General features: G+C 44.6%; 25 protein-coding genes. 20 read left to right on the top strand and 5 right to left on the bottom strand.

What is annotated here, in order from left to right:
- Positions 1-51 precede the first annotated feature (51 nt).
- A complete protein-coding gene (gene fusA, locus L4C34_RS09145) occupies positions 52-2,136 on the top strand; it encodes an elongation factor G (protein WP_428789041.1) in 2,085 nt (694 codons plus the stop codon).
- 119 nt (positions 2,137-2,255) lie between these two features.
- Here fusA and L4C34_RS09140 read toward each other — a convergent pair whose 3' ends face one another.
- Complete coding sequence (locus L4C34_RS09140) at positions 2,256-3,947, bottom strand: AMP-binding protein (RefSeq protein WP_428789040.1); 1,692 nt, start codon at positions 3,945-3,947, stop codon at positions 2,256-2,258.
- A gap of 125 nt (positions 3,948-4,072) precedes the next feature.
- Positions 4,073-4,813: a helix-turn-helix domain-containing protein gene (locus tag L4C34_RS09135; RefSeq protein ID WP_428789039.1), complete on the bottom strand. Its 741-nt coding sequence runs from the start codon at positions 4,811-4,813 to the stop codon at positions 4,073-4,075.
- Between the two features lie 489 nt (positions 4,814-5,302).
- Between L4C34_RS09135 and L4C34_RS09130 the strand changes: the two genes are divergently transcribed.
- From L4C34_RS09130 to galM, 19 genes are all read left to right on the top strand, one after another.
- On the top strand, positions 5,303-5,467 hold the full coding sequence (locus L4C34_RS09130; protein WP_428789038.1) for a Flp family type IVb pilin: 165 nt from the start codon (positions 5,303-5,305) through the stop codon (positions 5,465-5,467).
- A 121-nt stretch (positions 5,468-5,588) separates the two neighbouring features.
- Positions 5,589-5,750 (top strand): Flp family type IVb pilin, encoded by a 162-nt coding sequence (locus L4C34_RS09125; RefSeq protein WP_428789037.1) that lies wholly within the window; start codon positions 5,589-5,591, stop codon positions 5,748-5,750.
- A 33-nt stretch (positions 5,751-5,783) separates the two neighbouring features.
- Positions 5,784-6,311 carry a prepilin peptidase gene (locus L4C34_RS09120; protein WP_428789036.1) on the top strand — a complete coding sequence of 176 codons (528 nt, stop codon included), beginning with the start codon at positions 5,784-5,786 and terminating at the stop codon, positions 6,309-6,311.
- Between the two features lie 28 nt (positions 6,312-6,339).
- On the top strand, positions 6,340-7,698 hold the full coding sequence (locus L4C34_RS09115) for a DUF8689 domain-containing protein (protein ID WP_428789035.1): 1,359 nt from the start codon (positions 6,340-6,342) through the stop codon (positions 7,696-7,698).
- Positions 7,695-8,441 carry a Flp pilus assembly protein CpaB gene (gene cpaB / locus L4C34_RS09110; protein WP_428789034.1) on the top strand — a complete coding sequence of 249 codons (747 nt, stop codon included), beginning with the start codon at positions 7,695-7,697 and terminating at the stop codon, positions 8,439-8,441. Before L4C34_RS09115 ends, cpaB begins: the two co-directional genes overlap by 4 nt.
- Before the next feature lie 8 nt (positions 8,442-8,449).
- On the top strand, positions 8,450-9,922 hold the full coding sequence (locus tag L4C34_RS09105; protein ID WP_428789033.1) for a type II and III secretion system protein family protein: 1,473 nt from the start codon (positions 8,450-8,452) through the stop codon (positions 9,920-9,922).
- Positions 9,923-9,931: 9 nt separating this feature from the next.
- Positions 9,932-10,192 carry a hypothetical protein gene (locus tag L4C34_RS09100; RefSeq protein ID WP_428789032.1) on the top strand — a complete coding sequence of 87 codons (261 nt, stop codon included), beginning with the start codon at positions 9,932-9,934 and terminating at the stop codon, positions 10,190-10,192.
- A 146-nt stretch (positions 10,193-10,338) separates the two neighbouring features.
- Entirely contained in the window at positions 10,339-10,776 is a 438-nt protein-coding gene (locus L4C34_RS09095) for a TadE/TadG family type IV pilus assembly protein (RefSeq protein ID WP_428789031.1), read from the top strand.
- A complete protein-coding gene (locus L4C34_RS09090; protein WP_428789030.1) occupies positions 10,773-11,258 on the top strand; it encodes a TadE/TadG family type IV pilus assembly protein in 486 nt (161 codons plus the stop codon). The genes L4C34_RS09095 and L4C34_RS09090 overlap by 4 nt, the downstream gene beginning before the upstream one ends.
- A gap of 9 nt (positions 11,259-11,267) precedes the next feature.
- Complete coding sequence (locus L4C34_RS09085; protein ID WP_428789029.1) at positions 11,268-12,491, top strand: CpaE/TadZ family protein; 1,224 nt, start codon at positions 11,268-11,270, stop codon at positions 12,489-12,491.
- A gap of 20 nt (positions 12,492-12,511) precedes the next feature.
- Positions 12,512-14,020: a TadA family conjugal transfer-associated ATPase gene (locus tag L4C34_RS09080; RefSeq protein WP_428789028.1), complete on the top strand. Its 1,509-nt coding sequence runs from the start codon at positions 12,512-12,514 to the stop codon at positions 14,018-14,020.
- 9 nt (positions 14,021-14,029) lie between these two features.
- On the top strand, positions 14,030-15,004 hold the full coding sequence (locus L4C34_RS09075; protein WP_428789027.1) for a type II secretion system F family protein: 975 nt from the start codon (positions 14,030-14,032) through the stop codon (positions 15,002-15,004).
- Positions 15,005-15,023: 19 nt separating this feature from the next.
- Positions 15,024-15,968 carry a type II secretion system F family protein gene (locus L4C34_RS09070; protein WP_428789026.1) on the top strand — a complete coding sequence of 315 codons (945 nt, stop codon included), beginning with the start codon at positions 15,024-15,026 and terminating at the stop codon, positions 15,966-15,968.
- Between the two features lie 9 nt (positions 15,969-15,977).
- Positions 15,978-17,000: a tetratricopeptide repeat protein gene (locus L4C34_RS09065; RefSeq protein ID WP_428789025.1), complete on the top strand. Its 1,023-nt coding sequence runs from the start codon at positions 15,978-15,980 to the stop codon at positions 16,998-17,000.
- Positions 17,001-17,108: 108 nt separating this feature from the next.
- A complete protein-coding gene (locus L4C34_RS09060) occupies positions 17,109-18,320 on the top strand; it encodes a pilus assembly protein TadG-related protein (RefSeq protein ID WP_428789024.1) in 1,212 nt (403 codons plus the stop codon).
- 253 nt (positions 18,321-18,573) lie between these two features.
- Positions 18,574-19,593, top strand: a complete 1,020-nt coding sequence (gene galE, locus L4C34_RS09055) for a UDP-glucose 4-epimerase GalE (RefSeq protein ID WP_428789023.1) — start codon at positions 18,574-18,576, stop codon at positions 19,591-19,593.
- Between the two features lie 52 nt (positions 19,594-19,645).
- Positions 19,646-20,689: a UDP-glucose--hexose-1-phosphate uridylyltransferase gene (locus tag L4C34_RS09050; protein WP_428789022.1), complete on the top strand. Its 1,044-nt coding sequence runs from the start codon at positions 19,646-19,648 to the stop codon at positions 20,687-20,689.
- 137 nt (positions 20,690-20,826) lie between these two features.
- Entirely contained in the window at positions 20,827-21,981 is a 1,155-nt protein-coding gene (galK, locus tag L4C34_RS09045) for a galactokinase (protein ID WP_428789021.1), read from the top strand.
- Positions 21,982-22,103: 122 nt separating this feature from the next.
- Positions 22,104-23,246 (top strand): galactose-1-epimerase, encoded by a 1,143-nt coding sequence (galM, locus tag L4C34_RS09040; protein ID WP_428789020.1) that lies wholly within the window; start codon positions 22,104-22,106, stop codon positions 23,244-23,246.
- A 23-nt stretch (positions 23,247-23,269) separates the two neighbouring features.
- Here the strand turns inward: galM and L4C34_RS09035 are convergent, their stop codons facing one another.
- From L4C34_RS09035 to dapD, 3 genes are all read right to left on the bottom strand, one after another.
- Complete coding sequence (locus tag L4C34_RS09035; RefSeq protein WP_428789019.1) at positions 23,270-23,824, bottom strand: gamma-glutamylcyclotransferase family protein; 555 nt, start codon at positions 23,822-23,824, stop codon at positions 23,270-23,272.
- Between the two features lie 220 nt (positions 23,825-24,044).
- On the bottom strand, positions 24,045-25,049 hold the full coding sequence (locus L4C34_RS09030; protein WP_428789018.1) for an adenosine deaminase: 1,005 nt from the start codon (positions 25,047-25,049) through the stop codon (positions 24,045-24,047).
- A gap of 125 nt (positions 25,050-25,174) precedes the next feature.
- Positions 25,175-26,206, bottom strand: coding sequence for a 2,3,4,5-tetrahydropyridine-2,6-dicarboxylate N-succinyltransferase (gene dapD / locus L4C34_RS09025; RefSeq protein WP_428789017.1), 1,032 nt, complete (start codon positions 26,204-26,206; stop codon positions 25,175-25,177).
- Between the last annotated feature and the right edge of the window lie 225 nt (positions 26,207-26,431).

Here is a 26,431-nt window from a genome sequence, read left to right as displayed (position 1 = left end):
GATTGTGGTATACTCTGCGCGCAATTTATATCCTATTAACAGAGTAAGACAATGGCAGATTTATCGAAATACAGAAACATTGGTATTTTCGCGCACGTTGATGCGGGTAAAACAACTACCACTGAACGTATCCTGAAGCTAACTGGTCAGATCCACAAAACTGGTGAAGTTCATGATGGCGAATCAACTACCGACTTTATGGAACAGGAAGCTGAGCGCGGTATTACTATTCAGTCAGCAGCAGTAAGTTGCTTCTGGGATAAGCACCGTTTCAACGTTATCGATACTCCTGGACACGTTGACTTCACAGTTGAAGTATACCGTTCACTAAAAGTACTTGATGGCGGTATCGGTGTATTCTGTGGTTCTGGCGGTGTTGAGCCTCAGTCAGAAACTAACTGGCGTTACGCGAACGAATCAGAAGTTGCACGTATCATCTTCGTTAACAAACTAGACCGTATGGGTGCTGACTTCTACCGTGTAGTTAAGCAAACTCAAGACGTACTAGGTGCTAACCCACTAGTTATGGTTCTACCTATCGGTATCGAAGAAGATTTCGTTGGTGTTGTAGACCTTCTAAGCCGTAAAGCATACGTTTGGGATGACTCAGGTCTTCCAGAGCGCTACACAGTTCAAGATGTTCCTGCGGACATGGTTGATCAAGTAGAAGAATACCGTGAAATGCTAGTTGAGACTGCCGTTGAGCAGGACGACGACCTAATGGAAGCTTACATGGAAGGCGAAGAGCCAACTATTGAGCAACTTAAAGAATGTATCCGTAAGGGTACTCGTACAATGGACTTCTTCCCAACGTACTGTGGTTCAGCATTTAAAAACAAGGGCATTCAGTTAATTCTTGATGCTGTTGTTGATTACCTACCTTCACCAACAGAAGTTGATCCTCAACCTCTAATGAATGAAGAAGGCGAAGAAACTGGCAGACACGCACTTGTTTCTACTGAAGAAACTTTCAAAGCGTTAGCATTCAAAATCATGGATGACCGTTTTGGCGCGTTGACGTTCGTACGTATCTACTCTGGTACTTTGAACAAGGGTGACACCATCCTTAACTCGTTCACAGGTAAAACAGAGCGTGTTGGCCGTATGGTTGAGATGCAAGCGGATGAGCGTAAAGAACTGACTTCTGCACAAGCTGGTGACATCATCGCTATCGTAGGTATGAAGAACGTTCAAACTGGTCACACTCTATGTGATCCTAAAGACGAAATCACGCTTGAGCCTATGGTATTCCCAGAACCAGTAATCTCAATTGCTGTATCGCCAAAAGATAAAGGCGGTTCTGAGAAAATGGGTATCGCGATCGGTAAAATGGTTGCTGAAGATCCAACGTTCAAAGTTAATACTGATGAAGAGACTGGTGAAACAATCCTTCGCGGTATGGGTGAGCTGCACTTAGATATCAAAGTAGATATCCTTAAGCGTACTTACGGCGTAGATCTTACTGTTGGTGCTCCTCAAGTTGCTTACCGTGAAACTATCACGAAAGAAGTTGAAGATAGCTACACGCATAAGAAACAGTCTGGTGGTTCTGGTCAGTTCGGTAAGATTGATTACCGTATCAAGCCTGGCGAGCCTAACTCTGGCTTTACGTTTAGCTCATCAGTTGTTGGTGGTAACGTACCGAAAGAATTCTGGCCTGCAGTAGAGAAAGGTTTCTCATCTATGATGGATGAGGGTGTTCTTGCTGGATTCCCTGTTCTTGATGTTGAAGTTGAACTATTTGATGGTGGCTTCCACGCAGTGGATTCATCTGCAATCGCATTTGAAATCGCAGCGAAAGGTGCATTCCGTCAATCTATCCCTAAAGCGGGTGCTCAACTACTTGAACCTATCATGGCAGTTGACGTATTTACTCCAGACGATCACGTTGGTGATGTTATCGGTGACCTTAACCGTCGTCGTGGCATGATCAAAGATCAACTTGCTGGCGTAACTGGTGTTCGTGTTCAAGCAGACATCCCTCTTTCTGAGATGTTTGGTTACATTGGTCACCTACGTACAATTACTTCTGGTCGTGGTCAGTTCTCTATGGAGTTCGCACACTACGCACCATGTCCAACTAACGTTGCTGAAGAAGTTATTGCTAAAGTTAAAGAAGAGAAAGCGAAGAAGTAATTACTTCTAAGTGCTAACTTTTAGCTTTTGATAAAACCCTCGTAGTAATTATTTACTCGAGGGTTTTTTAATGCTTCTATCTAGCTGTCTATTTAATTAATGCCTATAGTTGTTGGCTTCTATTCTTCCCAAGCAACCAATTGGTTCTTAGGCCAATTTTGGCCAATTTCATGATACTTCTGTTCTAGTATGTGGCGCTTAATTTTGAGTGTCGGAGTTAGAACACCGTTGTCGATACTCCACGGTTCTTTAATCATCAGTACCCCTTGAATACGCTCATGGGATTCAAGTTGTGAGTTCATCTTCTCTACCACGCGCGTAGTGGATCGTTCATACCTTTCACGATCGAAATCTGGGAACTCATGTGGCACAACCAATAAGATTGGGCCGGGTAAACCAAGACCAATCAAACACATCATCTCGACTCGGCTGTATTCAAATAACTTGCTTTCAATTGGTACAGGGGCAACAAATTTGCCTTTCGCGGTCTTAAACGTATCCTTTTTACGGCCTTGGATTGTAAGGTAACCATCATCATCTACTGTACCAATGTCACCGGTATGCAACCAACCTTTGCTATCGAATGAATCTTGGGTCGCAATATCATTTTTATAATAGCCAGAGAACATCCCTTTACTGTGAACCATTATTTCACCATCTTGGGCTATTTTGATGTCAATACCCGGACCTGCTTGACCAACGCTACCAATTTTGTCACCGCGGAAAGGATAGTTGATCGTGCTGTAAGCGAATGACTCTGTCATCCCCCAAGCTTCGGTAATATTTAGCCCTACCGAGTGATACCACTGCAGCAATGCGGGAGACACTGGAGCAGAGCCACAGCCAAGTACTCGTGCTTGATCTAAACCTAGGCCATCGGCGAGCTTTTTCTTAATTAACGTATTGATGAAGGGGATCTTCAGTAATATGTTGAGTTTCTTCTGTGGAAGTTTGTCTTGGATTCTTTGTTGGAAAAGCGTCCAAAGCCTCGGCACTGAGATAAACAGCGTCGGGCGCTGCATCTTAACGTCTTCAATAAAAGTATCAAGTGACTCAGGAAACGCAGTCGGAATTCCTCCCATGATAGAAGAGCCAAAGATATACACACGTTCAGTAATGTGGGCGAGAGGAAGGTAAGAAAACAGTCGGTCTTTTGGCGCAATCCCTATGTGATCAATCAGGCGTTGAACCGACCACTGAAATGCCCCATAGGTGAGCATTGCGCCTTTAGGTAGCCCTGATGTGCCAGAGGTGTACACCAAAGACATTACAGTATCTTCTGTATGCTGAGGTCTTTCTTGGCTTGGTTCCGATTCTTCAATAAGATCGGAAAAAGTATGATCACAGGTAGGAGCCGAGTCATATGGAAGAGAGATACTAATAAGATCAGGTAGGGCCGCTAACACGGATTCAATATGCTTTGAATTATCTAATTTACCGGCAATCAATATCTTACATTCACTATGTTGGACACAGTATTCGATGCTATCGCTGCTAGCGGTAGGGAAAATAGGGACGCTAACGTAGTCACCTAGCATCATGGCCAAGTCGCAAATAAACCACTCCGCGCAGTTCTTTGATACCAATGCGATTTTGTCTCTTGGCTGTGCGCCCAACTTTTTCAAAGCCGTTGCCAATTTCAGTGCTTTCTCGGCAACCTCATAGTAGGTGTACTCAACAAATTGGCGGTTCGTTATTTGCTTTAGGTATACCTCGTTTGGCCTTTCATCAGCCCACTTTAAGATCATCTCATTCGGTGTAGGTACTGTGGTGGTCGCCGTTGATTGGCTGATTTCACTAGGCTGAATCATTCTCAAACTCCACGTCATTGATAAATATTCATAATTTTTATATTGTTAATAGAGTGTTAACTCTAACAGGTCGATTTGGTACAGGAAAGAGTAAACCATTAGATTCGATCAATTGAGTGATCTTGTTAGTGTATTTGCCGGAAAACTCCTGGACTAACTCCCGTTTTTTTCTTGAAAATTCTAGAAAAGTAAGACACATCTTTATAACCGCACTGGTAGGCGATCACAGCGATTTTTGATTTTTTGTCATCTATAAGCATTTGTTTGGCAAGTGAGATACGCTTTGTTGTTAAGTAGTCTCGAAAACTCATCCCTACTGAACTATGGAATACTTTGGAAAAATAGGTAACCGAATAGTGGCAATAATCTGCAATATCTTCTTCTTTTATTGTTTTAGATAGGTTTAATTCGATATACCTCAAAATTTCTAACAGGTTCTTACTGATTTTTTGTCGACTAAGTTGAGGTTCATTGCGGTGAATTTCGATGACTTCTTGATGTTTGGTGAACTTGTAATGAATGTGCTGACTAAGAGCTTGTGCCCAAGCCAGTGCCGAGCGGCTATTTAGGTCAAAATGCTCAATGACAATATCTAATTGTACTATGTCGTCAGAAATGACGCCATTGTGAATTAAAATCAAATGCTTATTTAAATTTTGGCACATTTTCACCGCAGTTAGAAACAGGGCGTTGTTTTGCTCTGAATCTAAAAAGAAAAAGCAGAACTCAATATCCGGCTCACTCAAAACGGAGACATCATGACCACTTTCAACAATATGAAAGTATTGTTCGATATCATATAAAGCGTCTTTCGGAATGAAAGAGATGGATTTACCTATCCAGTGGCCAGTGTGTAAAACATCCATTTAATTTTGCTTGTTCTCCATAACAAGTCATCTTTTTCAGGTTAGGCGAAGCGAAAGAAAGTTCAAGATGTATGGGTTGAGAGGGAAACCAGCATCACAAATCCGAGGTCAATAGTTTTGTTATGGTATTGTAAAATAAAAGTGTGATATTTGTCACACTTTGTATCTTGCGTGAACTTGTCAAGTATCAAAAATGAGAATGAAAATAAATGTAAATTTATTTATAGCGATATCGGAGAGAAGTGTTATTAAAATGTATTAAAAAGCAGATGGATATAAAGAAGCTAGAAAAACGAGTGAGACTCGAATATTTCTCTTTCTGTTAAATTTCTGCGGTTATATCACGCTTAAAAATAAAATATTCGTGATGAGCAACGCAAAAAAGTGCAAAAACTCAGTAGAAAAATCCTAACCTATGCCGGTAGAAATCTCTAAATTAAAGGGTAAGCAATTCACTGAAATTGCAGTCCATAGGAAGGAGACCTAAACATGAATACATTTATAGCAAACGTTCAAGCATTTTTTCAAGACGAAGAAGGACTAACGGTAGTTGAGTATGTTGTAGGCGCAGGCTTACTGGTAACCGGACTTGCGGGTCTATTTACCGCATTTGGTACTACACTACAAACAGAATTGACCTCAATATTTGCTTAGTAAAAATAGAGCAAAATCTTACTAACCGTCTACTATTTATGTTACTGGTTCGTTTTATAAGAATTATACGTTAATTCAAGTATAAAACGAAACGGTAACATAGTTTTTGGGGGGACGGATAATGAAAAACTACATAAAAAATACAATTCAATTTATAAAAGATGAAGAAGGCTTAACGACGGTGGAATATGTCGTTGGAGCTGGTTTGCTAGTTGGTGGACTGGCGGTGTTCTTTGCTGGTTATAGCGGCATATTAAGCACCGAGTTCGATTCTCTATTTTAGCAATTTATATTGGATAGCTAGATTGGATGGCCGATGATTCATCTACATGTCACTTACTACCTTATCTGGTTGGGGCTTTTTGTGATTTCCGTGTCAGATGCACGGGAGCACAGGATCCCCAACTACATGCTTCTGTTAGTTTTATGTCTATCTCTAATTGACAAATCCTTGTCCAGTACACCAATGCCTCTTCTTTTCGCTGCTTTGGCTGGAGCTGTAGTGATGTTTATTTGTTCTTTTGTTCTCTACTGTATCCGTGCAATGGCACCAGGTGACGTTAAGTTGCTGGGTGTAGTCGGTTTTATTATCGGTTGGGGGCAATTATTGGATGCTGCGTATTGGATAGGAATTGCCACCGTTGTAGTCGGCGTATTTTATGCGTTAATTAGACTGGCAGAACGGCCAGAATCGGCCAAACTTACTCTAACCAAATATTCTCTTATTGCTTCAGGAGCGGGAGCAATAAACAAGGGAAGTTCAGACAAACAGTTAGCAGATAAGCTTAGAATGCCTTTTGCTCCAATCGTTACCATAGGGCTTGCACTGCAGCAGTATTTTTAGACGAATACGTTTTAGACAGGGAGTCTCTATGACGGCGGCGTATCAACAAGGACTACATAGAGAAGAGTTGACACCTCAAGCTGATGCGCCAAAGGTGCCGACCTCTTTTGAAGCTCTGGGTGTGCCTAAGGTGGTGATGGAAAACTTGCTGATTAAGCATGTAGCTGCAGCGCCCAAGTCCGATATCCTTGAACTCACTCGCGCGATGGGCATTAATAGTCACCTGATTGAAGAAATGCTGGGTGACCTGAGAAAAAAATCTAAAATTGAGGTTTTTCAGGCATCAACTAGCTCATTTGGCAATCAGGGGCAGGGGACGCCGGCGAGTATTCGATACGCGTTATCTGCATCTGGTATGCAAGATGCGGATATGGCGTTTGTCAAAGATGCTTATTTAGGGCCGGCTCCTGTGTCTTTATCCGACTACGATGCGATGGTGAAAGAGCAAGACGTTCGTACTCGCGTGGTGACCAAAAAAGACGTGACCCATGCCTTGAAAGAGGTTTATGGCGCAAGCCGATTAATTGGCGTGATTGGACCTGCGATCAACTCTGGCCGTGCCCTGCTTCTATATGGAGATGCAGGTACCGGTAAAACTTTCGTCGCTACTCGGATTTTAAACTCCCTCAATACCTCGGTATATATCCCTTATTCTGTTTATGCTGCGGGTAATATCATCAAGGTTTTCTCTCCTCAGCATCATAAAAAACTGACTCGCCCAGACGATGAAAATAGCTTTATTTTTAAAGATCAGTTTGATAGGCGTTGGTCGCTATGTGAGCGACCGAGTATTCAGGTGGGTGGTGAGCTCACGATGGATATGTTGGAGGTCAACCATACTGAACATAACCGAGTCTGGATAGCCCCTCTGCAAATGATGGCCAACAATGGCATTTTTATCATTGATGATTTGGGGCGACAGCCCATGCCTGTGGATACCTTGTTGAACCGTTGGATCGTCCCGATGGAGTATTTCTATGACCACCTTGCATTGCCAAATGGTCAGCAGGTCACGATTCCATTTATTTTGACTTTAGCCTTTTCCAGTAACTTAGATCCTGAGTCTATTGCCGACCCGGCTTTTTTACGCCGACTTGGCTACAAAATCCAGTTCTACCCTTTAGAAGATCATGAATATAAAGCGCTTTGGGAAAAGGTGGCGAGCGGTCGTAAGCTTTCTCTTGCTCAACCCGTTTTTGATATGTTGTTCCAGTTACACCGTCAGCATAGTGTTGGTTTCTATCCATGCCTACCAAAGGACATGATAGGTATTAGTCGTGACATCATTGCATTTGAAGAGACGGATCCAATCATTACTCCCGAAATAGTTTCTAGAGCATGGGAGGTTTACTTTACCGCGGACGGTAAAGGAGGAGGTGCAAGGTGAGTAGGAATCAAGCGATTTTACTATTCTTGTTGTCCATTATCTTTGGTTTAGGTGCAGTATTTTTCGCTAAGCAATGGATGGATAGTCAAGTTCAGCCCCAAGTTGAAGTCGAAGTCGTTGAGCGAGAGCCCGTAGTGGTTGCTGCCCAAGATATTCCAGCGGGGACGGTCATCGATGATCAATATTTAACAACTAAGCTGTTAGAGAAAGATTGGCGCAACGACGATCAGTTTGGGTTGCCTGATGAAGTGCTAGGCAAGGTTTCCCAAACCTACATATATAAAGGTGAGATCGTGCACCCACTGCGCGTTGCCGTACCAGGAGAAGGCTCGACGTTGGCTTCTTTAATTTCGGAAAACAAACGCGCCGTCACTATTCGGGTCAATGATGTTATTGGCGTAGCGGGTTTCCTATTACCGGGTAATAAAGTCGACATTTTAAGCACGGTGAAATACAGCGAACGCTCCGCTAGAACCTCTACTGTCCTAAAAGATATTAAGGTACTGGCTGTAGACCAAACGGCTAAAACTCAAGAAAACAAACCAATTATTGTTCGAGCAGTAACGTTGGAAGTTACCCCGAAAGACGCTGAAAAATTGCTAACGGCGAAAAGCAAAGGTGAAATTCAATTGGCTCTTAGAAATCCTCATGAGCCGGAAGAAAAACCTAGAAAACGTTACGTGGCACCAAGTGTTACGGTGATCAAAGGGACTAAAGCATCAAATATTCGAGTCAAGAACTGAGGTATAAGATGAAAAAAATAATAATCTTAATCAGCCTCCTAGTGACGAGTAGCTTTTGGGCAGTGGCATCAACCCAAACCGGGGAAGTAGTAAAAGTACCCCATCATAAATCTACTCACGTCAATCTTTCAGGAAAGGCAAAACGTGTGTCACTCGGTGATCCAGAAGTGTTGGATATAGTGATGCTTAAATCTGATGAGCTGTTTTTAATTGGTAAGAAGCTGGGCTCAACTAATCTCATGGCGTGGGACTACCGTGGTCGGTTAATTGAATCGATAAACATTGAGGTCACTCATGATCTTAATAGCTTAAAAGCAAAGTTATTTGAGTTTTTGCCGGATGAAAAAATCGAAGTACATAGCTCTCAAAACCGACTTATTTTGAGTGGAATGGTCAGCAACCCCGCCAAGATGAACGTTGCACTACGTGTGGCAGAAACTTACGCAGCGGGCAAGGCTGCCAACGAAGAAGACAAACCTGGTAATTCCGGCACTCAATCTTTAAGTGAAAATGTCGAGAAATCAGGCGTGATTAACTTGATGACCGTGGGTGGTTCACAGCAAGTTATGCTTGAGGTAACGGTTGCTGAAGTACAGCGCTCGCTATTGAGAAAATTTGATGCGAACTTGAATTTCTTTAATACAGGTACTCACGCAGGTGGCGGCTTTACTTCAACCACTACCGCTATTTCGGGTTTATCTCCGACCTTTACCTCTCCAGTTAGTTCGGATTACGGCATTATTGGCGGTTTCGTCGATAGCAAGAATGTTTTCTCGTTTGCTCTTGATATGGCGAAACAAACAGGCGCTGCAAAAATATTAGCTGAACCAAATTTAACAGCATTGAGCGGTACCAAAGCCGAGTTGCTCGCAGGGGGAGAGTTTCCAATTCCTGTACCAGATGATGACGGTATCACCATCGAATATAAAGAATACGGTGTCGGGCTAACATTTATCCCAACTATTTTAAGTGACAAAACAATTAACTTAGAAATGGCGGTCGACGTTAGTGAAATCGCGAGTACTACCTCGCTTACCTATACCACGGATTTGAACTATACCATTTATCCATTGACTCGCAGAAGTGCCTCTTCAACGTTAGAGCTTGCCGATGGACAGACGATTGGGATTGCGGGCTTGTTAAATGAGAGCGTAAAAGATGCAGTAAGTAAGATGCCCGGATTAGGTGACTTGCCAATACTTGGTCAGCTTTTTGGTAGTCAAGAATATATTAAAGGGGAAACTGAGCTAGTGATCTTGGTAACGGCGAAATTGGCTAAGCCTGTCGACCGTGACTCTATCACTCTCCCAACTGATTTGTTTATTGAGCCAACCGATATGCAGTATTACTTGTTGGGTGTTAGCCCATATATGGCCTCGCAGTCAGCGCAAAAAGATGTGGTAGAAGAAGAGTCTACAGTGATTGATTTCATTGAATACCCTGATGGCGGAACTGAGGGTAGCTTTGGTCATAGCTTATAAGGTGATGGTATGAAAAGGTTATTAATAACGGTGCTTTGTTCATTTTTCTTGTTTGGCTGTGCAGGTAATCTGCCGCCATTAGGGAGCAGTGTATCTAGTGTTGCTCAGGCGCAAACCTACAACCCAGAAGCGGCAAAGGAAAACTCAGCGATTATTCCTGAAGGAAACGGTGAAAGATTGGAGAATGTGTACCAGACTTATACTAGTGACAAAAAAGTTGTACTGAAAGGTACCGAAAGTCGCGTAGTGGAAGGGGTGTCGTCTAACTAGAAATAGAATAAAAGCAAGCTTTCATTCTATTTCTTGCGGTGTAGTGCCGCGTTTGATGTTTGAGTTATAGAAGTAAATGAATATGCAGAGCTGCAAAGTCATCAGTGAAGTTCTTTGCAGCGTTGTTGTGTATGGGAGGATGTACTATGAAACTGTATCGCAAGGGCCAACAAGGTGTGGCTGCTGTGGAGTTTTTGATAACTTTGCCCGTACTGTTCATCTTGCTTGCAGGCATCACTGAAATTGGTAATGCGTTTCTTACCTACAACACCATAAATAAAATGGTGCAGCATGCGGCTCGTTACTCCGTAGTGGATGTATACGGTACAACAGGAGCATCGGACGTTGCCGATCATAGTGTGGTGAAAAATATGGTTGTGTACGGTAACGCTGCGGGCACTGGCGATGCTGCGGTTCCGAATTTGACCACGACGGATGTGAGTGTGTCGGAGGCAGCAAACTTTGTCACGATCAGCGTTAATTACACTTACCAGCCTATTATGGGCTCGTTTAATGATGTGATGGACTTTGAAGTGCCACTCAATGCGTCGGCGATGATGTATACCGGGGCGGGCTCACCATGAAAATGAATGGAAAGAAGAAACAATCGGGGTTGAGCATTATTGAGTTTACCTTGGTCTCCAGTGCGTTGTTGGTTGTGATTCTAAGTGTGCTTGAGTTTGGTCACTATATGTATTCAATGCAGGTTGTTAGTGACATGACTCGAGTCGCCGCGCGTTTAGGGGTGGTGTGTTCTGTTACGGACAAAGGAGATATACCAGGGTTGGCGATAGTGGACAATGCTCCAGCAGACTTTACGGCTGCGAATTTAGAGGTTGATTATTTAGATAGTAACGGCGGGGTAGTGACAGGAACGTTGACGGATGACGATGTGTTTACCACCATTCGTTATGTTAGAGCCAGAGTGTCAAATTATGATTATCAGTTCACTGGCATGCTCAGTTTTATGGGCGATGAGGGGGCGTTAACGATTCAAGATTACGAGACGATTCTGCCTATTGAAAACTTAGGTGTACATGCGGATGCGGGAAACACTGATTGTTAGGAGTAGGGTATGGGAGAGGCTGTGAAGCTTACGGGAAATGAAGAAAAGGCAGTCAGACTAAAAACCCAATTAAGCATTTGGGTATTTTATGCAAGTGATCAGTTCCGCACACATATCTCCAACCAGTTGGTTATGTCTAATAGCATCTCTTTTGAGACGATATCTCTGCATAGCCTAGTCGTGGCGAACTTGGCGCAATTTACTTTACCTGATCTTATTTTTGTCGAAACAGGTCCCAACTGGGCGCAGAAAATAGTTGAACTACAGCAGTTTGAGGGGCCAATGAATGAGGGGCATGAAGCGTCTCTTATCGTGTTTGGGAATGAAGCTGATAATGGTGCATTGAAAATTGCTTTGCGCATTGGCGCGGCAGATTTCGTATCGGATAAGGCAAGCTTTTCTGATCTCGTTCCTTTGTTTAAAAATGTTGCAGAGCATAAGGTGGCCAGTCGAGATCTTGGTGAACTGTACGTGTTTACCAATTCTAAAGGAGGTGCCGGAGCCTCAACGTTGGCATTGAATACTGCTCTCACTCTGGCACATAAATTCCCAGATAAAGTGTTGCTGTTAGACTTAGACTTACAGTTTGGTGTCGTGGATGATTATTTAAACCTTACTTCCAAATATACCTTATCAGATGCTATCGCTAATGCCGCAGATATGGATGAAGTCTCGCTGGGTTCAATTGTGACCAAACATTCTTCTGGCTTGCATGTCTTGGGGTTCCGGCATGAAAACAGTCAAGAGAATTACGAAAAAGCGCATAACTTCAATAAATTACTACCAGTACTTCGCGAGCTTTATGATTTCATCATCTTAGATATGTCGCGAGGGGTTGATCGGCTTTTTTCTTCAGTGATTACACCAGCGAAGAAAGTATTCTTAGTTACTCAACAAAACCTAGTCGCAGTGAGAAATACCACCCGCATTGCTAAATTACTCGCCTTTGAATTTGGTATAGGCAAAGAGAGCTTAGAGTTGGTGGTGAATCGTTATGAAAAGCGTCAGTCGATTAAGGTTTCTGATATTGCAGGTACGGTTGCTGGGGTTAAGGTTCATATAATACCAAATGACTTTAAGGTGGCTTCTGAGAGTGCCAATCTTGGACAGCCATTTGTCGAAAGTAAGAAAAAAAGTGTAATCGCTAAGGCAGTGCAGGAATTTACAACTAAACTGTTACCAGAAGAAGAAACAGAACAAAAGCAGAGTTTGTTAGGGCGACTGTTTTCCTGATCTGTAGGTAGGGAGCACCTATGTTTTTCAAAAGAAAGAATCTCAACCCTGAACTTCAGGGAGCAGGAGCGGCGAGTGACGATCCCGTTCAATCATCGGAGAGTTCACCTGCATCACTAATGAATGACTCCGTAGATGTTGATTTAGATAGACCGGAACTAGGCAGCACCGTGGAGATAGCTGGAGAAAGTATCGCTGAGCGTAAAGTACGTGAAGTGGCTGAACGTGACCGAGCTGTTGACGAAGTCAAGAAGCAAATAGAGCAAGAGCAAGACACTAAACACTATTACCACCAAATGCTATTAGAAACATTGGATTTAGGTCTGCTATCAAGTCTTGATAAAGATAAAGCCAGAAAAGATTTACACGACGCTATCGTGCAGTTGATGGCGGATGATCAAACTCGTGCCTTGAGCGCCGAAGGGCGTAAACGAGTGATCAAGCAAATCGAAGATGAAGTGTTTGGCCTTGGCCCTTTAGAGCCTTTGCTAAATGACCCCACGGTATCCGATATTTTAGTCAATGGCCCGAAAAGTATTTTTGTTGAGAGACGCGGAAAACTAGAAATTACGCCTTATACCTTCCTCGATGACCGCCATTTACGCAATATTATCGATCGCATTGTAAGCCAAGTCGGTAGGCGTATCGATGAATCTTCACCTATGGTAGATGCTCGATTACTTGATGGTTCTCGTGTTAATGCCATCATCCCTCCATTAGCGCTTGATGGCGCTTCTGTGTCTATTCGTCGTTTTGCCGTTGAAAAGCTGAATATGGATAACCTGCTTGGTTTCAATTCGATTTCTGAGCAGATGGCTAAGTTTGTGGAAGCGGCTGTTAGAGGCGAAATGAACATTTTGATAGCGGGTGGTACGGGTTCTGGGAAAACGACAACGCTCAACATCTTTTCTGGCTACATTCCTTCCGATTGTCGCATTATTACTATTGAAGATTCCGCGGAGCTTCAGCTCCAACAACCCCACATTGTGCGTCTAGAAACTCGTCCACCTAATCTAGAAGGTAAAGGTGAGATCAATCAGCGTGATCTGGTAAAAAACTGTTTGCGGATGCGCCCAGACCGAATCGTATTAGGGGAGGTTCGTGGTGCTGAAGCGGTGGATATGTTAGCGGCGATGAACACTGGGCATGATGGGTCATTGGCCACCATTCACGCCAATACCCCTCGTGATGCACTTAGCCGGGTAGAAAATATGTTCTCGATGGCGGGTTGGAATATCACTACGAAAAACCTGAGATCTCAAATCGCCTCAGCGATTCACTTAGTTGTGCAGATGGAACGTCAGGAAGACGGGCGACGTAGAATGGTCAGCATTACTGAAATTAACGGCATGGAAGGTGAAATCATCACGATGTCGGAGATTTTTAAATTTCAACGTCAAGGAATGGATGAAGAAGGGAATGTAGTCGGTTATTTCACGGCAACTGGGGTGGTCCCCGCTTGTCATGATGAACTGTCGAAAAAAGGTATGCACTTACCCTTTGAAATCTTTAACGAGACTTATCAATAGGGAGTTACCATGGCCATACAGGATGATGCGACGCTCTTTTTTGTCTTATTATTTTTTGCCGTCGTCTTTATTTCCCAAGCTCTGATTCTTCCAGCGGCAGGGAGCAAAGCGAAACATAAAGAGCTGTCTCAACGTTTAAAAGCAACTCAGTCTACTCTTGATGAGGAAAGCCGATCATTGCTCCACGAGCATTACTTAAAAAGTTTAACCCCCTTTGATCGCAAATTGGTTGAGATCAAGTTCTTTGAAGATCTGAAAAAAAATATTGAGTTGTCGGGCTTCGATTGGACCTTGTCTCAAACATTGAGTGTCACGCTGGTGATTTCTGTGACCTCTAGCTTGCTATTATTAGTCTTTGGTCAAGCTTGGTTTGTGGGTGTTGCGGCTTTTGTTGGCACTTGGGTGATCTTGCACTTTTTATTGCAGAAAAAAATATCAGACCGATTGGGGGCATTCGAAGAACAGCTACCTGATGCGCTCGATATTATGCGCCGCATGCTTCAAGCTGGTCAGCCAATTACTAAAGCATTTAATGAAGTGGGTAATGAAATGCCCGAGCCGATTGGCAGCGAGTTCAAAAACACCTTCAATTTGCTCAACTATGGTTACGATATGCGCTTAGCGATTATGCAAATGGCAGAGCGGACGCCAACGGTCGCTATGCTTGCTTTCTCTAGTGCTGTGTTACTGCAAAAAGAAACCGGCGGTAACTTATCAGAGAATCTAGAAAAAGTGTCTCACGTATTGCGAGCTAGGTTTAAATTAGCTCGAAAAATCAAAACTATTTCAGCGGAAAGCCGGATGTCAGCTTGGATATTGGTGTTATCGCCTTTTATCTTATTTCTGGGGCTATCCGTTATTAATCCCGGGTATGTTGAACCCTTATATACGGACCCGCGCGGTATGACGCTCGTCAGCGGTGGCATTGTGAGCCTGTTTTTTGGCGCGATGTGGATTCGACATATAATTAACTTTCAGGTGTAAATTCACTTTCAGGTGTAGCATGGATGCGATATTAGCTTGGTTTGGCCAAATACAACTTGATGAAGAACTGGTCTTTTTAATTCTGGTTTTAGTTTCAACTATATTTATTTTTGTTGCGCTTACATTTATTTTTGTTGGTGCTAAGTCTTTGACACAAAAAAAGCTAGAAGAAATAAAACAGGAGGCTGGCGGAAAGAGGTTACACAAGACAAATAAAATAGATAATACCCTTGAATCGTTGGCTCCAATTATTGCACCAAAGAGCGTTAAAGAGAGAGAGACGGTTCGTCACAAATTAATGCATGCTGGATTTCATGAAGCCAACGCGTTGACCATCTTTTATGCCGTCAAACTATGTTCATTTATTATCGGTGCCATGGTCGCTGCGGGGCTATATTTCTTTCAGCCTGAAATGAGTAACCTAGTTTTTGCGATGGCGGCCTGTGTCGCGGTCGGGATGTTTGTACCTAACATTATTTTGTCTCGCTTTGTTAATCAGCGTCAGTCCAAAATCAAAGGCGGTATTCCAGATGCTCTTGATTTGCTGGTGGTATGTACCGAGTCTGGGCTTGGCTTTAATGCTGCGCTGCGTCGTGTAGCTGACGAGCTGGTTATCTCACACCCAGACTTTGCTGATGAGTTAGACACAGTCTGCGCCAAGATTAAAGCGGGTGTCGAGATGCAAGATGCTTTCTCCGAGTTAGTGAAGCGAACAGGTGTGACGGAGATTACTGGGCTGGTGAATATGCTGGCGCACGCATCGAGAGTCGGGGGCAGTATCTCGCAAACTTTACGTGAATATACGGAAGATTTTCGTGATAAACGTAATCAAGAAGTAGAAGAAATTGCCGCGAAAATCCCCACCAAAATGATATTTCCACTATTACTGTTTATCTGGCCGTGTTTTTTTATTGTCGCAATAGGGCCTTCTATGCTGTCGATTACGGCAACGCTAGGGAAGTGAGGAAACACCATGAAAGGACTTAAAGTTAGTTCGGTTATTTTAGTGCTGTTATTCGTTGTGGGCTGTGCCAACAAGCCGCCTGAGCGAGAGTTTGATTACTCGCTGTATGATGGCCGCAGTGTTGATACCTTGTCAACGGACAAACCTGCTGTGGATGAAAGCGATGCGATCAGTCGTGGTGATTTGGCGCTTTCCAAGGCTGATTACGATCTGGCCTTGTACGAATATATTGATTCGCTCTCGTTCCCTGACGCTAAATTTCAAGGTAAGACACTCAGTAATATTGGTCGCATTCATCAGATGAGAGGCAATCTGGCATTGGCTGAAAAAGCGTACCTGATGTCGCTCAAGTATGCGCCTAAGAATGTTTTTGTGCTGGAACAGCTTGGCGTGTTATACAGCCGATCCGGTGACGTCGAGCAAGGCTATACCTACTTTTACCGTGCGCTCGATTCTGATCAAGAACGCCTGAAAAGTGAGAAGAGGTTGAAGATGGGTGATTTAGTGACGATAAAAGATGTCGCGGCACTAAAAGTCAATAAGCGTTCTCCTGCGTTGGCTTATATGGGGCTTGGTGTGTTAACTGATCTAAAAGGTGATCACCCACTTGCTCAAGAATTCTATACCAAGTCGCTTGAAATTAACCCTAAAGCGGTAAAGACCTTAGTTAACGTTGGTTACTCCTACTATATGTCTGGCGATTATGTGAAGGCGCAACGATTTGTGGTTTCTGCTTTGGAAAAAGACCCTCGCAACGAGAAAGCCCAAAATAACTTGGCGCTGATTTACTTAGCCAAAGGTGAGGTGAAACGCGCGATTAACGTCTTTATGCGCCAAATGGATGCCGCAGAAGCGCTGAACAACGTGGGCTACTTCCTGATTTTACAAGGTAAACCTGAGGCGGCGATTCCATATTTACAGCAGGCTATCGATAAAAAACCAACTTATTATAAAGTGGCTAATCAAAACCTTGAGCGTGCGTTAGCTGAAGTGCGGGCGAAGACAGTGAAGCAGGCAGGTAAAACCAACTAGCTTTATCGTGAAAACAACCTATCGCTGGAGGGGAAATTTGGCTCCGAGAACGACAGTTCGCAGCTATACTTAATAGTACGGTTTTCGACAGAGATAGGGGATCCCGTTATGCATAGTCAGGGACGTAGATACTCAGTTTCCAAGCAACAAGGTTTGGTATTAGTTCTAGTGACAGCAGCGATGCTTTCTCTGGTTGGAATGGCCGCGTTCTCGGTTGATATCAATCACGCTCTGATGAACCGAACTCGATTGCAAAACTCTGTCGATGCTGCGGCATTGGCCGCGGCGGTGGTCACCTCTAATGGAGGCTCTACCGGCGATGCAACCACTGTGGTCAATACGACGTTAACGGGCATGGCAGGCGCGACTGGCAACACGGAAATGGACTTTTCCGCTGCTAATATCTCAGTTCAATTTTCTAACGATCCTGATACTTTTCCTGATGGCTCTTTTAATGCTGATAACGATACCTTCGTGCGAGTTTCTGTCACTAATTATGAGCTGACGGATTACTTTATCCAGTTATTTGGCGTAGATAAGATAATAGTGTCGAGTGCGGTGGCGGGGCCAAGCGCGAACTTGTTGGTCGTGTGCAACCTCGTGCCCATGGCTGTATGTGCTGGACCTGACGGCGGCACCAGTGGATATGATGCAGGTTCGCTTTATGCTTTGAAATCGTCCAAGCCTGGTGATTCGTCAATGGGGCCGGGTAATTTTCAACTATTAGACTTTGGTTCTGGGGCATCGACGATTCGGAAATCGCTTGCTGGAGATTTTACGGGCTGTGTCACTATTGGTGATACAGTTACAACCAAGCCAGGTAATAACGTTGGCCCTGTTGGACAAGGGCTCAATACTCGTTTTGATGAATACAGTGGTGGTGGCCTGTCTGCCGATGACTACCCATCAGATATTTATGTCAAAGAGCCTGATTCGCCAGCCGTGCTGGAAAACGACGGCACTATTACTTATACCGACACTTGGGGCTATGAGGACTATTTAGACGAAGCGCCGGGGTGCGATGGTGATGCTGATTGCCGTATTGCCACCGGCGGGCAGGAAAATCGTCGTATTATGCAAGTGCCGATTGTAAATTGTGACAGTGCGAGTGGCGGGACAACGACTTTAGATGTCGAAGCCATAGGCTGCTTTTTCTTATTGCAGCAAGCGCCCACATCAAATGGTAGCAAGCAACCCGTGTTTGGCGAGTATGTAGAAGAGTGCTTTGTACCAAATGGATCATTTGGTAGCGGAGGTGGTACGGGAGAAGGACCATTCCGAGTTGTATTGTACGACGATCCTTTGAGTGATAATTCGTAGAATTCTCTTGCTTCTTAGTTATCTAAACCCAGCAATTGTAGTCGTTTACAATTTGCTGGGTTTAACGTTTTATGCCTTTGGTGCCATGCTTATGCCACCCGTCCTACTTTTTCCATTTCTCTAATTCTAAATGCCTACTTTTGGATAAGATAAAATTTCAAATGTAAACGTTTACACTGCGTGATGTGCATCACGGATTTTGTCTGTGTATAATTGCTAAGATACGAACTGACAAAAATTAAGGAGTGGAATCGTGAAAGTTCTTGTAACAGGTGGAACAGGCTATATCGGTAGTCATACTTGTGTGCAAATGATTGAAGCTGGAATGGAGCCAATCATTGTCGACAACTTATGTAATTCAAACCGTGAAGTGCTAACGCGCATCCAAACCCTAACGGGCGTTATGCCAACATTCTACCAAGGCGATATTCGCGATGAAGCTTTCCTTGATCAGGTTTTTTCTGAGCACGATATTCAGTCTGTAATCCATTTTGCTGGGTTGAAGGCAGTCGGTGAGTCAGTTAGTAAACCGTTAGACTACTACGATAACAACGTCAACGGTTCACTAGTGCTGGCACGCTCGATGAAAAAGGCCGGTGTGAAGAGCCTGGTCTTTAGTTCTTCTGCCACCGTTTATGGCGATCCTGCGCAAGTGCCGATTACTGAGAGTTCACCCACAGGTGCAACGACCAATCCCTATGGCCGCAGTAAGTATATGGTTGAGCAGTGTTTGTCGGATCTGTTTGTCGCGGAAGATGATTGGAGCATTACTTTGCTGCGTTACTTTAACCCAGTTGGCGCTCATCAATCTGGCACCATGGGCGAAGATCCTCAAGGTATCCCGAACAACTTAATGCCATTTATTGCTCAGGTTGCGATTGGTCGTCGTGAGCAACTGTCTGTATTTGGTGATGATTATCCAACGCCTGATGGCACTGGCGTTCGTGATTATATTCATGTATTGGATTTGGCGGATGGTCACATCGCAGCGCTGCGTAAGGTTGGGGAAAAATCAGGGCTGCATATCTTTAACTTGGGTACGGGTAATGGTTCAAGCGTGCTGGAAATGGTTGATGCATTTCGCCAAGCCAGTGGAAAAAACATTGCACATACAATTTGCCCGCGTCGCCCTGGAGACATCGCTGAATGTTGGGCGAGTACTGCAAAAGCTGAGGAAGAGCTTGGCTGGAAAGCGACACGTACTGTGCTCGATATGACGCAAGATACTTGGCGCTGGCAGTCTAATAACCCTATGGGCTATGACCAACAATAATCAATAATCAATAATCAATAATCAATAAAAAATATTTTTTGAGTAGTTTGCTATGAAATTTAACCCAGTCGATCACCCGCATCGTCGTTATAACCCGCTGACTGGACAATGGGTGTTGGTGTCTCCGCATCGAGCTAAGCGTCCTTGGAGTGGCCAAGATGAACCCCCGAGCCCGCAAGAATTGCCAAGTTACGATCACCAGTGTTTTTTGTGTCCAACCAATGAACGTATTTCTGGTGATGTGAATCCTGATTACGCCGGCACTTATGTTTTCAGCAATGACTTTGCTGCATTGATGGCAGACTCGCCCGATGCCCCTGAATCAGGCAATCCTTTGTTTAAAGCACAAGGGGTTCGAGGCCTTAGCCGTGTGATTTGTTTCTCACCTGATCACAGCAAAACCTTGCCTGAATTGCCCGTTGCACAAATTCGCCACGTGGTGGATACATGGGACGAGCAAATCACAGAGTTAGGTAAAGAATACCTTTGGGTTCAAGCCTTTGAAAATAAGGGTGAGACTATGGGTTGCTCGCAGCCTCACCCGCATGGACAAGTGTGGGCGAATAGCTTTCTGCCGAATGAAATTGAGCGCAAAGAAGCGCACCTGAAAACTTATTTTGATGAGCGCAATTCCAATCTGTTAGTCGATTATGTTCAAGCAGAATTGATAGATGGCAGTCGTATCGTGGTCGAAACGGATCATTGGGTTGCGCTGGTGCCTTATTGGGCTGCGTGGCCGTTTGAAACCATGCTGCTGCCAAAAACGCACATTCGTCGTATGAGCGAATTGAGTGACGAGCAGAAAGATGATTTGGCACTGGCCATCAAGCAACTGACTAGCCGTTACGATAACTTGTTTGAGTGTTCTTTCCCGTATTCAATGGGGTGGCACTATGCGCCATTTTTTGAGCAGGGTACGAATATTGACCATTGGCAGCTGCATGCCTTGTTTTATCCACCGTTACTGCGTTCAGCGAGCGTACGTAAATTTATGGTGGGCTACGAAATGCTGGCGGAAACTCAGCGCGATCTAACCGCCGAGCAAGCAGCGCAGCGTCTAAGAGATGTGCCTGCCGTACACTACAAGCAAAGATAGCCTTCGAATTTATTCTTCGTAGTCACTTTTCGCTGCCATTTTTCGCGTCAATTTTTTGCAGTGATTCCAAGCCTTATTTTTTGATTGGTCGCCGTGTTTACGGCGACCTTGATCCCAGAACAACAAGAGAACTTAGCATGTCGACACTCCTTGAAAGCGTGAAGCAGTCGTTTCAATCCACGTTTAATTATTCGCCTACGCATTGCGTGCAAGCGCCGGGGCGAGTCAACTTAATTGGCGAGCACACTGATTACAACGATGGCTTTGTTTTGCCTTGTGCGATTAATTATCAAACGGTCGTGGCCGCGGCAAAAAGAGACGATAATATTGTACGCGTAGTGTCGGTTGATTATGGGCAAGTGATCGATGAGTTTGATTGTGGGCAAGACATTGTGTCGTGCGATGACAAAATGTGGGCGAACTACATTCGCGGCGTGGTGAAGTGTTTACGCGAACGTGGCTTACAGTTTGCTGGTCTTGATATGGCGGTAAGCGGTAATGTGCCACAAGGCGCTGGGTTAAGTTCATCTGCGGCGCTTGAGGTTGTGATTGGCCAAACATTTAAAGTGCTTTACGGATTAGAGATCAGCCAAGCGGAAGTTGCGCTGAACGGGCAAAAAGCGGAAAACGAATTTGTGGGTTGTAATTGCGGCATCATGGATCAGATGATTTCGGCTGAAGGTCGCGAGAATCATGCAATGCTTCTTGATTGCCGTTCACTTGAAACACAAGCCGTAGCGATGCCGGAAGGGGCGTCAGTCGTTATTATTAACTCGAATAAAAAACGTGGTTTGGTGGATAGCGAATATAACGCTCGCCGTGAGCAATGTGAGCAAGCAGCTCAAGTGCTAGGCGTCACTGCGCTGCGTGATGCCACCATGGCGATGTTGCAAGATAAACAAAGCGAGCTTGACCCAACGGTATTTAAACGCGCTCGTCACGTGATTACCGAAAATGCACGTACTCAAGAAGCGGCCACAGCGTTAGCGTCAAATGATATGCAGCGTATGGGCGAATTGATGGCGCAATCCCATATTTCGATGCGCGATGACTTCGACATTACCGTTCGCGAAATTGACCTTTTGGTCGAGATGGTTAAGCAAGTGATTGGCGAGCAGGGCGGTGTGCGTATGACAGGCGGTGGCTTTGGTGGTTGCATCGTAGCTTTGGTGCCGTCGCATCTGGTTGATGATGTTCGTTTGCAAGTGAACACGCACTACCAAGCGCAAACGGGCTTAGAAGCTTCTATCTACGTTTGTCAGGCATCAAATGGTGCCGGGGTAATTGTTTAGCTTCAATTTTTTAGTCTAACTGCTTGGTTTTATTGTTTAGTTAGACTGTTTAGTTAGACTGCGTGGTCTAATAGTACGAGCAGATAGCTCAAGGGATATGTTCAATAAGGAAAGGGTTGGTAATGACAACTGAGTTTGGTTCGATGACTTCCAAAGTGGCGTTTGATGGTAAAGCCGCTCAATTGGTGAAACTGCGTAACGCTTCTGGCTTATCCATTGTGGTGATGGATATTGGTGCCACTTGGCTGAGTTGTCAGCTGCCACTAAGTTATCAGCAACCACTAAATGGTCAGCAACCACTAGGCTGTGATGCCGATAGCACTTCTAGCGAGCTTGAATACAGAGAGGTGCTATTGGGCGTCAATAGTATGACAGACTTTGCTACCCAACAGGTGTTTCTTGGGGCAACTGTCGGACGTTATGCCAATCGTATTGCTGGTGGCCGTTTTTTTATTAAGGGTGACGCCTATCAAGTTGATACGAACCAAGCAGGCAATTGTTTGCATGGCGGCGCAGATGGGTTTGATAAGCGCCGCTGGACGATTGCTGAGCTCAGCGATGATAAAGTGGTGATGAGCCTACATTCGCCAGATGGCGATCAAGGCTTTCCCGGTGCATTGGAGGTGAGTGTTTGCTATCAAGTGACGGCGGATAATTCAGTTTCGATTAACTATTACGCGACGACCGATACAGCGACGCCAGTGAACCTGACCAACCATGCTTATTTCAATTTAAATCCATCCAACTCAAACTCAGAGCAAGAGTGCGTACTTGATCACACTGTTGAAATCAACGCTGAGCAGTACCTGCCGACCAATGAGGTCGGGATTCCATTGGATAAGCCAGTCACGGTATCGGATACAAGTTTTGATTTTCGCCAACCAAAAACACTGCGCCAAGAATTATTGTCTGATGCTCAGCAGAACGCGGCCAAAGGTTACGATCATTCGTTTGTTTTGCCATCTCAATGCAGGCCGGTTAGTGATGGGAACGAGGCGTATGCTGCAAAAGTCATTTCTGACGACCAACGTGTGACTTTAACCGTATTCACCGATAAACCCGCGATGCAATTGTACTCTGGTAATTGGTTGGCTGGCACACCGAATCGATGTGGCGGGCAATATGCGGATTATGCAGGCCTCGCACTCGAAACTCAGTTCTTGCCCGATGCGCCTAACCATCCTGAGTGGGAGCAGCCAGAGTGTATTTTACAGCCTGACAATGAATATCGTTATCATACTCGATATCACTTTACGGTTAAGTAAACGGATATCGTCCGCTAGAATGATCAATTTGAGCTGTCGGCTAATAGTGCGTCAATAATTAATTGGCGCTTGGCATCGACGCGCGCAAGGTTTGGGTATTTAGGTTGGTCGCGGTCATTCTCAATGGGGAAATGCCAGCCTAAGGTATAGCGAATAAATTGTTGGGCGAAATGCTCAGACACTTCTAAACAACCCGCTAACACAGTATCTAAATAGGTTTGCACTATTGGCACATTCTGGCAGGCTGGTTGATGCTGATTTTTTATGTATATCCATACTGGCTTTGTCGCATCCAGAGAGGCTTCTGCTTCAATTTGATGTTGAGGGATCTGCACTCGCTCATAGCCGTGTTCCCGTTGGTCAAAATAACCTAGGTCTTGATCACTGACTTCCAATAGAAGGCCATTAACCTTCCCTTGCCCAGTAGATACTACCAGCGGCGATAGCACTGTGCTGTGTTCCAATTTTCCCCAGCGGCGGATGAAGCCAGTCGCCACGGCGGGAATAGCGCCATGCGTATGACCGGTGCGCTGTCTTGATTCGCCATTAATTAAACTGCCATAGCCAAAGATATACATGACGCTCCTTATTGAACCCGTTAAAAATGCTCTGTTATAGTAAGTATTGCTAAAAATTGAGTAAATATCGCTAAAAAGTTAGTAGCGTTATTCATTTAGTCTGATTAAAAGTAGAGTGTTTTTAATCATCGTCATGAGGCCAAACTTCGACAGAAAGCATCAGGAAGTGATATGACTTCCTGATGCTTGTACTTAAACCTGAAGTTATGCTGGAGCTAGCCTAGTGAGTAGCGGCGTAATGCCGTACTGACATGATTAAATCATCCTTAGCTTGGGGTGCGATAAAGCTACCGTTAATGGCGTTAATACTCATTTGTGCCAATTCTTGTTTACTCATTTGGTGAGCATCGGCCACGGCGATGAAATTGTCATTCATGTAGCCGCCAAAGTAGGCCGGATCGTCTGAGTTGATGGTGACGCAGACCCCTGCCCTTAACAGGTTGACAATATTATGCTGACTCATGTCATTAAATACTTTCAACTTGATATTAGACAGTGGGCAAACGGTCAAGGGAACTTGCTTTTGGGCTAAGGTGCTAACGAGGTCTTGATCTTCATCGCAGCGCACACCGTGATCGATACGAGCAGTTTTTAGCAGGTTGAGACAGTCCCAAATGTTTTGCGCAGGTCCTTCTTCTCCAGCGTGAGCTACCGTTAGAAAGCCGTGCTCTCTGGCTTGTGCAAATACTCGAGCGAACTTTTCCGGTGGGTGACCTTTCTCGGATGAATCCAGTCCAACGGCAATGATTTTATCTTTGAACGGCAGCGCTTGCTCTAGTGTGGTAAACGCGGAATGTTCATCTAGATGACGCAGGAAACACATGATGAGTTGGCTACTGATGCCTAATTCTTTTTCAGCTTGTACCAATGCGGCTGAAATGCCGTTGATTACGGTCTCGAACTTAATACCTCGCTCGGTATGGGTTTGCGGATCAAAAAAGATTTCGGTATGTATTACGTTGTCTTCTTGGCAGCGCAACATATAGGCCCAAGTTAGGTCGAAAAAGTCTTGTTCGTGAATCAGTACCTCGGCACCTTGATAGTAGATATCAAGAAACGATTGTAGGTTATCAAATTGATAGGCGCTTCGGACTTCTTCTGGAGATGAATAGGGGATACTAATATGGTTGCGCTTAGCTAATTGAAACATGAGCTCTGGCTCTAATGAGCCTTCTATGTGTAAATGCAGCTCTACCTTGGGTAGGTGTTTGATGAAATTTATCATGGCCGATCCTGACTTATTGTTATTATGTGTTTATAGAATAGCCAAAGATCATGAATTCTAACAAAGTGCAGAGACGAAAAAGCCAGCACTTTGGCTGGCTTGGAAAACTCGAAAATTGAGATAAATTAGTTGTTGTCGTGCACTTCGCTGTTCAGCTCAACAGGTTTCTTGTTAGTCAAACACTCGATTTGTCCGGTGATTGAGTTACGACGGAACAATAGGTCTGATTCGCCAGCAAGATCGCGCGCTTTAACCACTTCCACTTCGTTGCCCGCTGAATCTAGCATACGAACCTTAGAACTAGCTGTGACGTAGAGGCCAGATTCCACTGTGCAGCGATCGCCAAGTGGGAAGCCCAAACCTGCATTTGCGCCGAGTAGAGAGTTCTCGCCAATGGATACGACAACAGTACCGCCTCCAGAAATGGTGCCCATGATGGAAGCGCCGCCGCCGATGTCAGAGCCTTTACCAACAAGTACGCCTGCAGAAATACGCCCTTCGACCATACTAACGCCTGTAGTACCGGCATTAAAGTTGATGAAACCTTCGTGCATAACGGTAGTGCCTTCACCGACGTGAGCGCCAAGGCGAACGCGTGAGGTATCGGCGATACGTACGCCTGTTGGTACCACGTAGTCGACCATTTTAGGGAACTTGTCTACGCAGTCGACAGAGATCACTCGACCCGCCAAGCGCGCATCGATTTGGCGCTCTTCAAGTTCTGGCAAATCGATTGGGCCTTCGTTTGTCCATGCAATGTTGTGCAGTAGGCCGAAGATGCCATCAAGTACAGTACCGTGAGGCAGCACGAGACGATTAGAGATTAACTGTAGTTTCAAAAAGCCTTCTGCTACGCTTTGTGGTTTTTCGTCGCTTGCAAGAATAACGAGAACAAGCGGCTGAGAAGAGTTAGCGGCTTGGCTGGCAAACGCGGCACTTTTCGGTTCGTTGTGGGCTTCAAAAACTGCGGCTAGATCGCTGCATTGTGCTGCGGTGATTTCGAGTGCTTGGTTGCCACCTTGATAATCACTTGTTTTAGCAAGTGCATCCACTAAGGCGTCACTTGGGTTTAAGATTGGGCGAGGGAAAAATGCTTCAATGATTTTTCCATCACGGTTCTTGGTTGCCGTGCCGAAGGCAAGAGAGAAGTTAGCCATAAAATATCCACCAGTAAACGTTAATATTGGTTGCGTGATGCTGCGCACACGATGCAAATACTCATCATCATAAAGAGAGCAGCGAAGAGTTTAAAGTAATAAACGAAGGAAAGTCTGCTCAAGAATATGCTTTGTCTGTTTAAGTGTGTTGTCAGGGTGCGGGCTTGAGGCAAAAAAAAGCCCGAAGCGAACTTCGGGCTTAGATATTGAGAGCGTTAGATACAT

The sequence above is a fragment of the Vibrio profundum genome (genome assembly GCF_050337555.1).
Taxonomy (GTDB): Bacteria; Pseudomonadota; Gammaproteobacteria; order Enterobacterales; family Vibrionaceae; genus Vibrio; species Vibrio profundum.
Note: the sequence above shows the minus strand (reverse complement) of the source record. Positions and strands in the feature narration are given on the sequence as shown.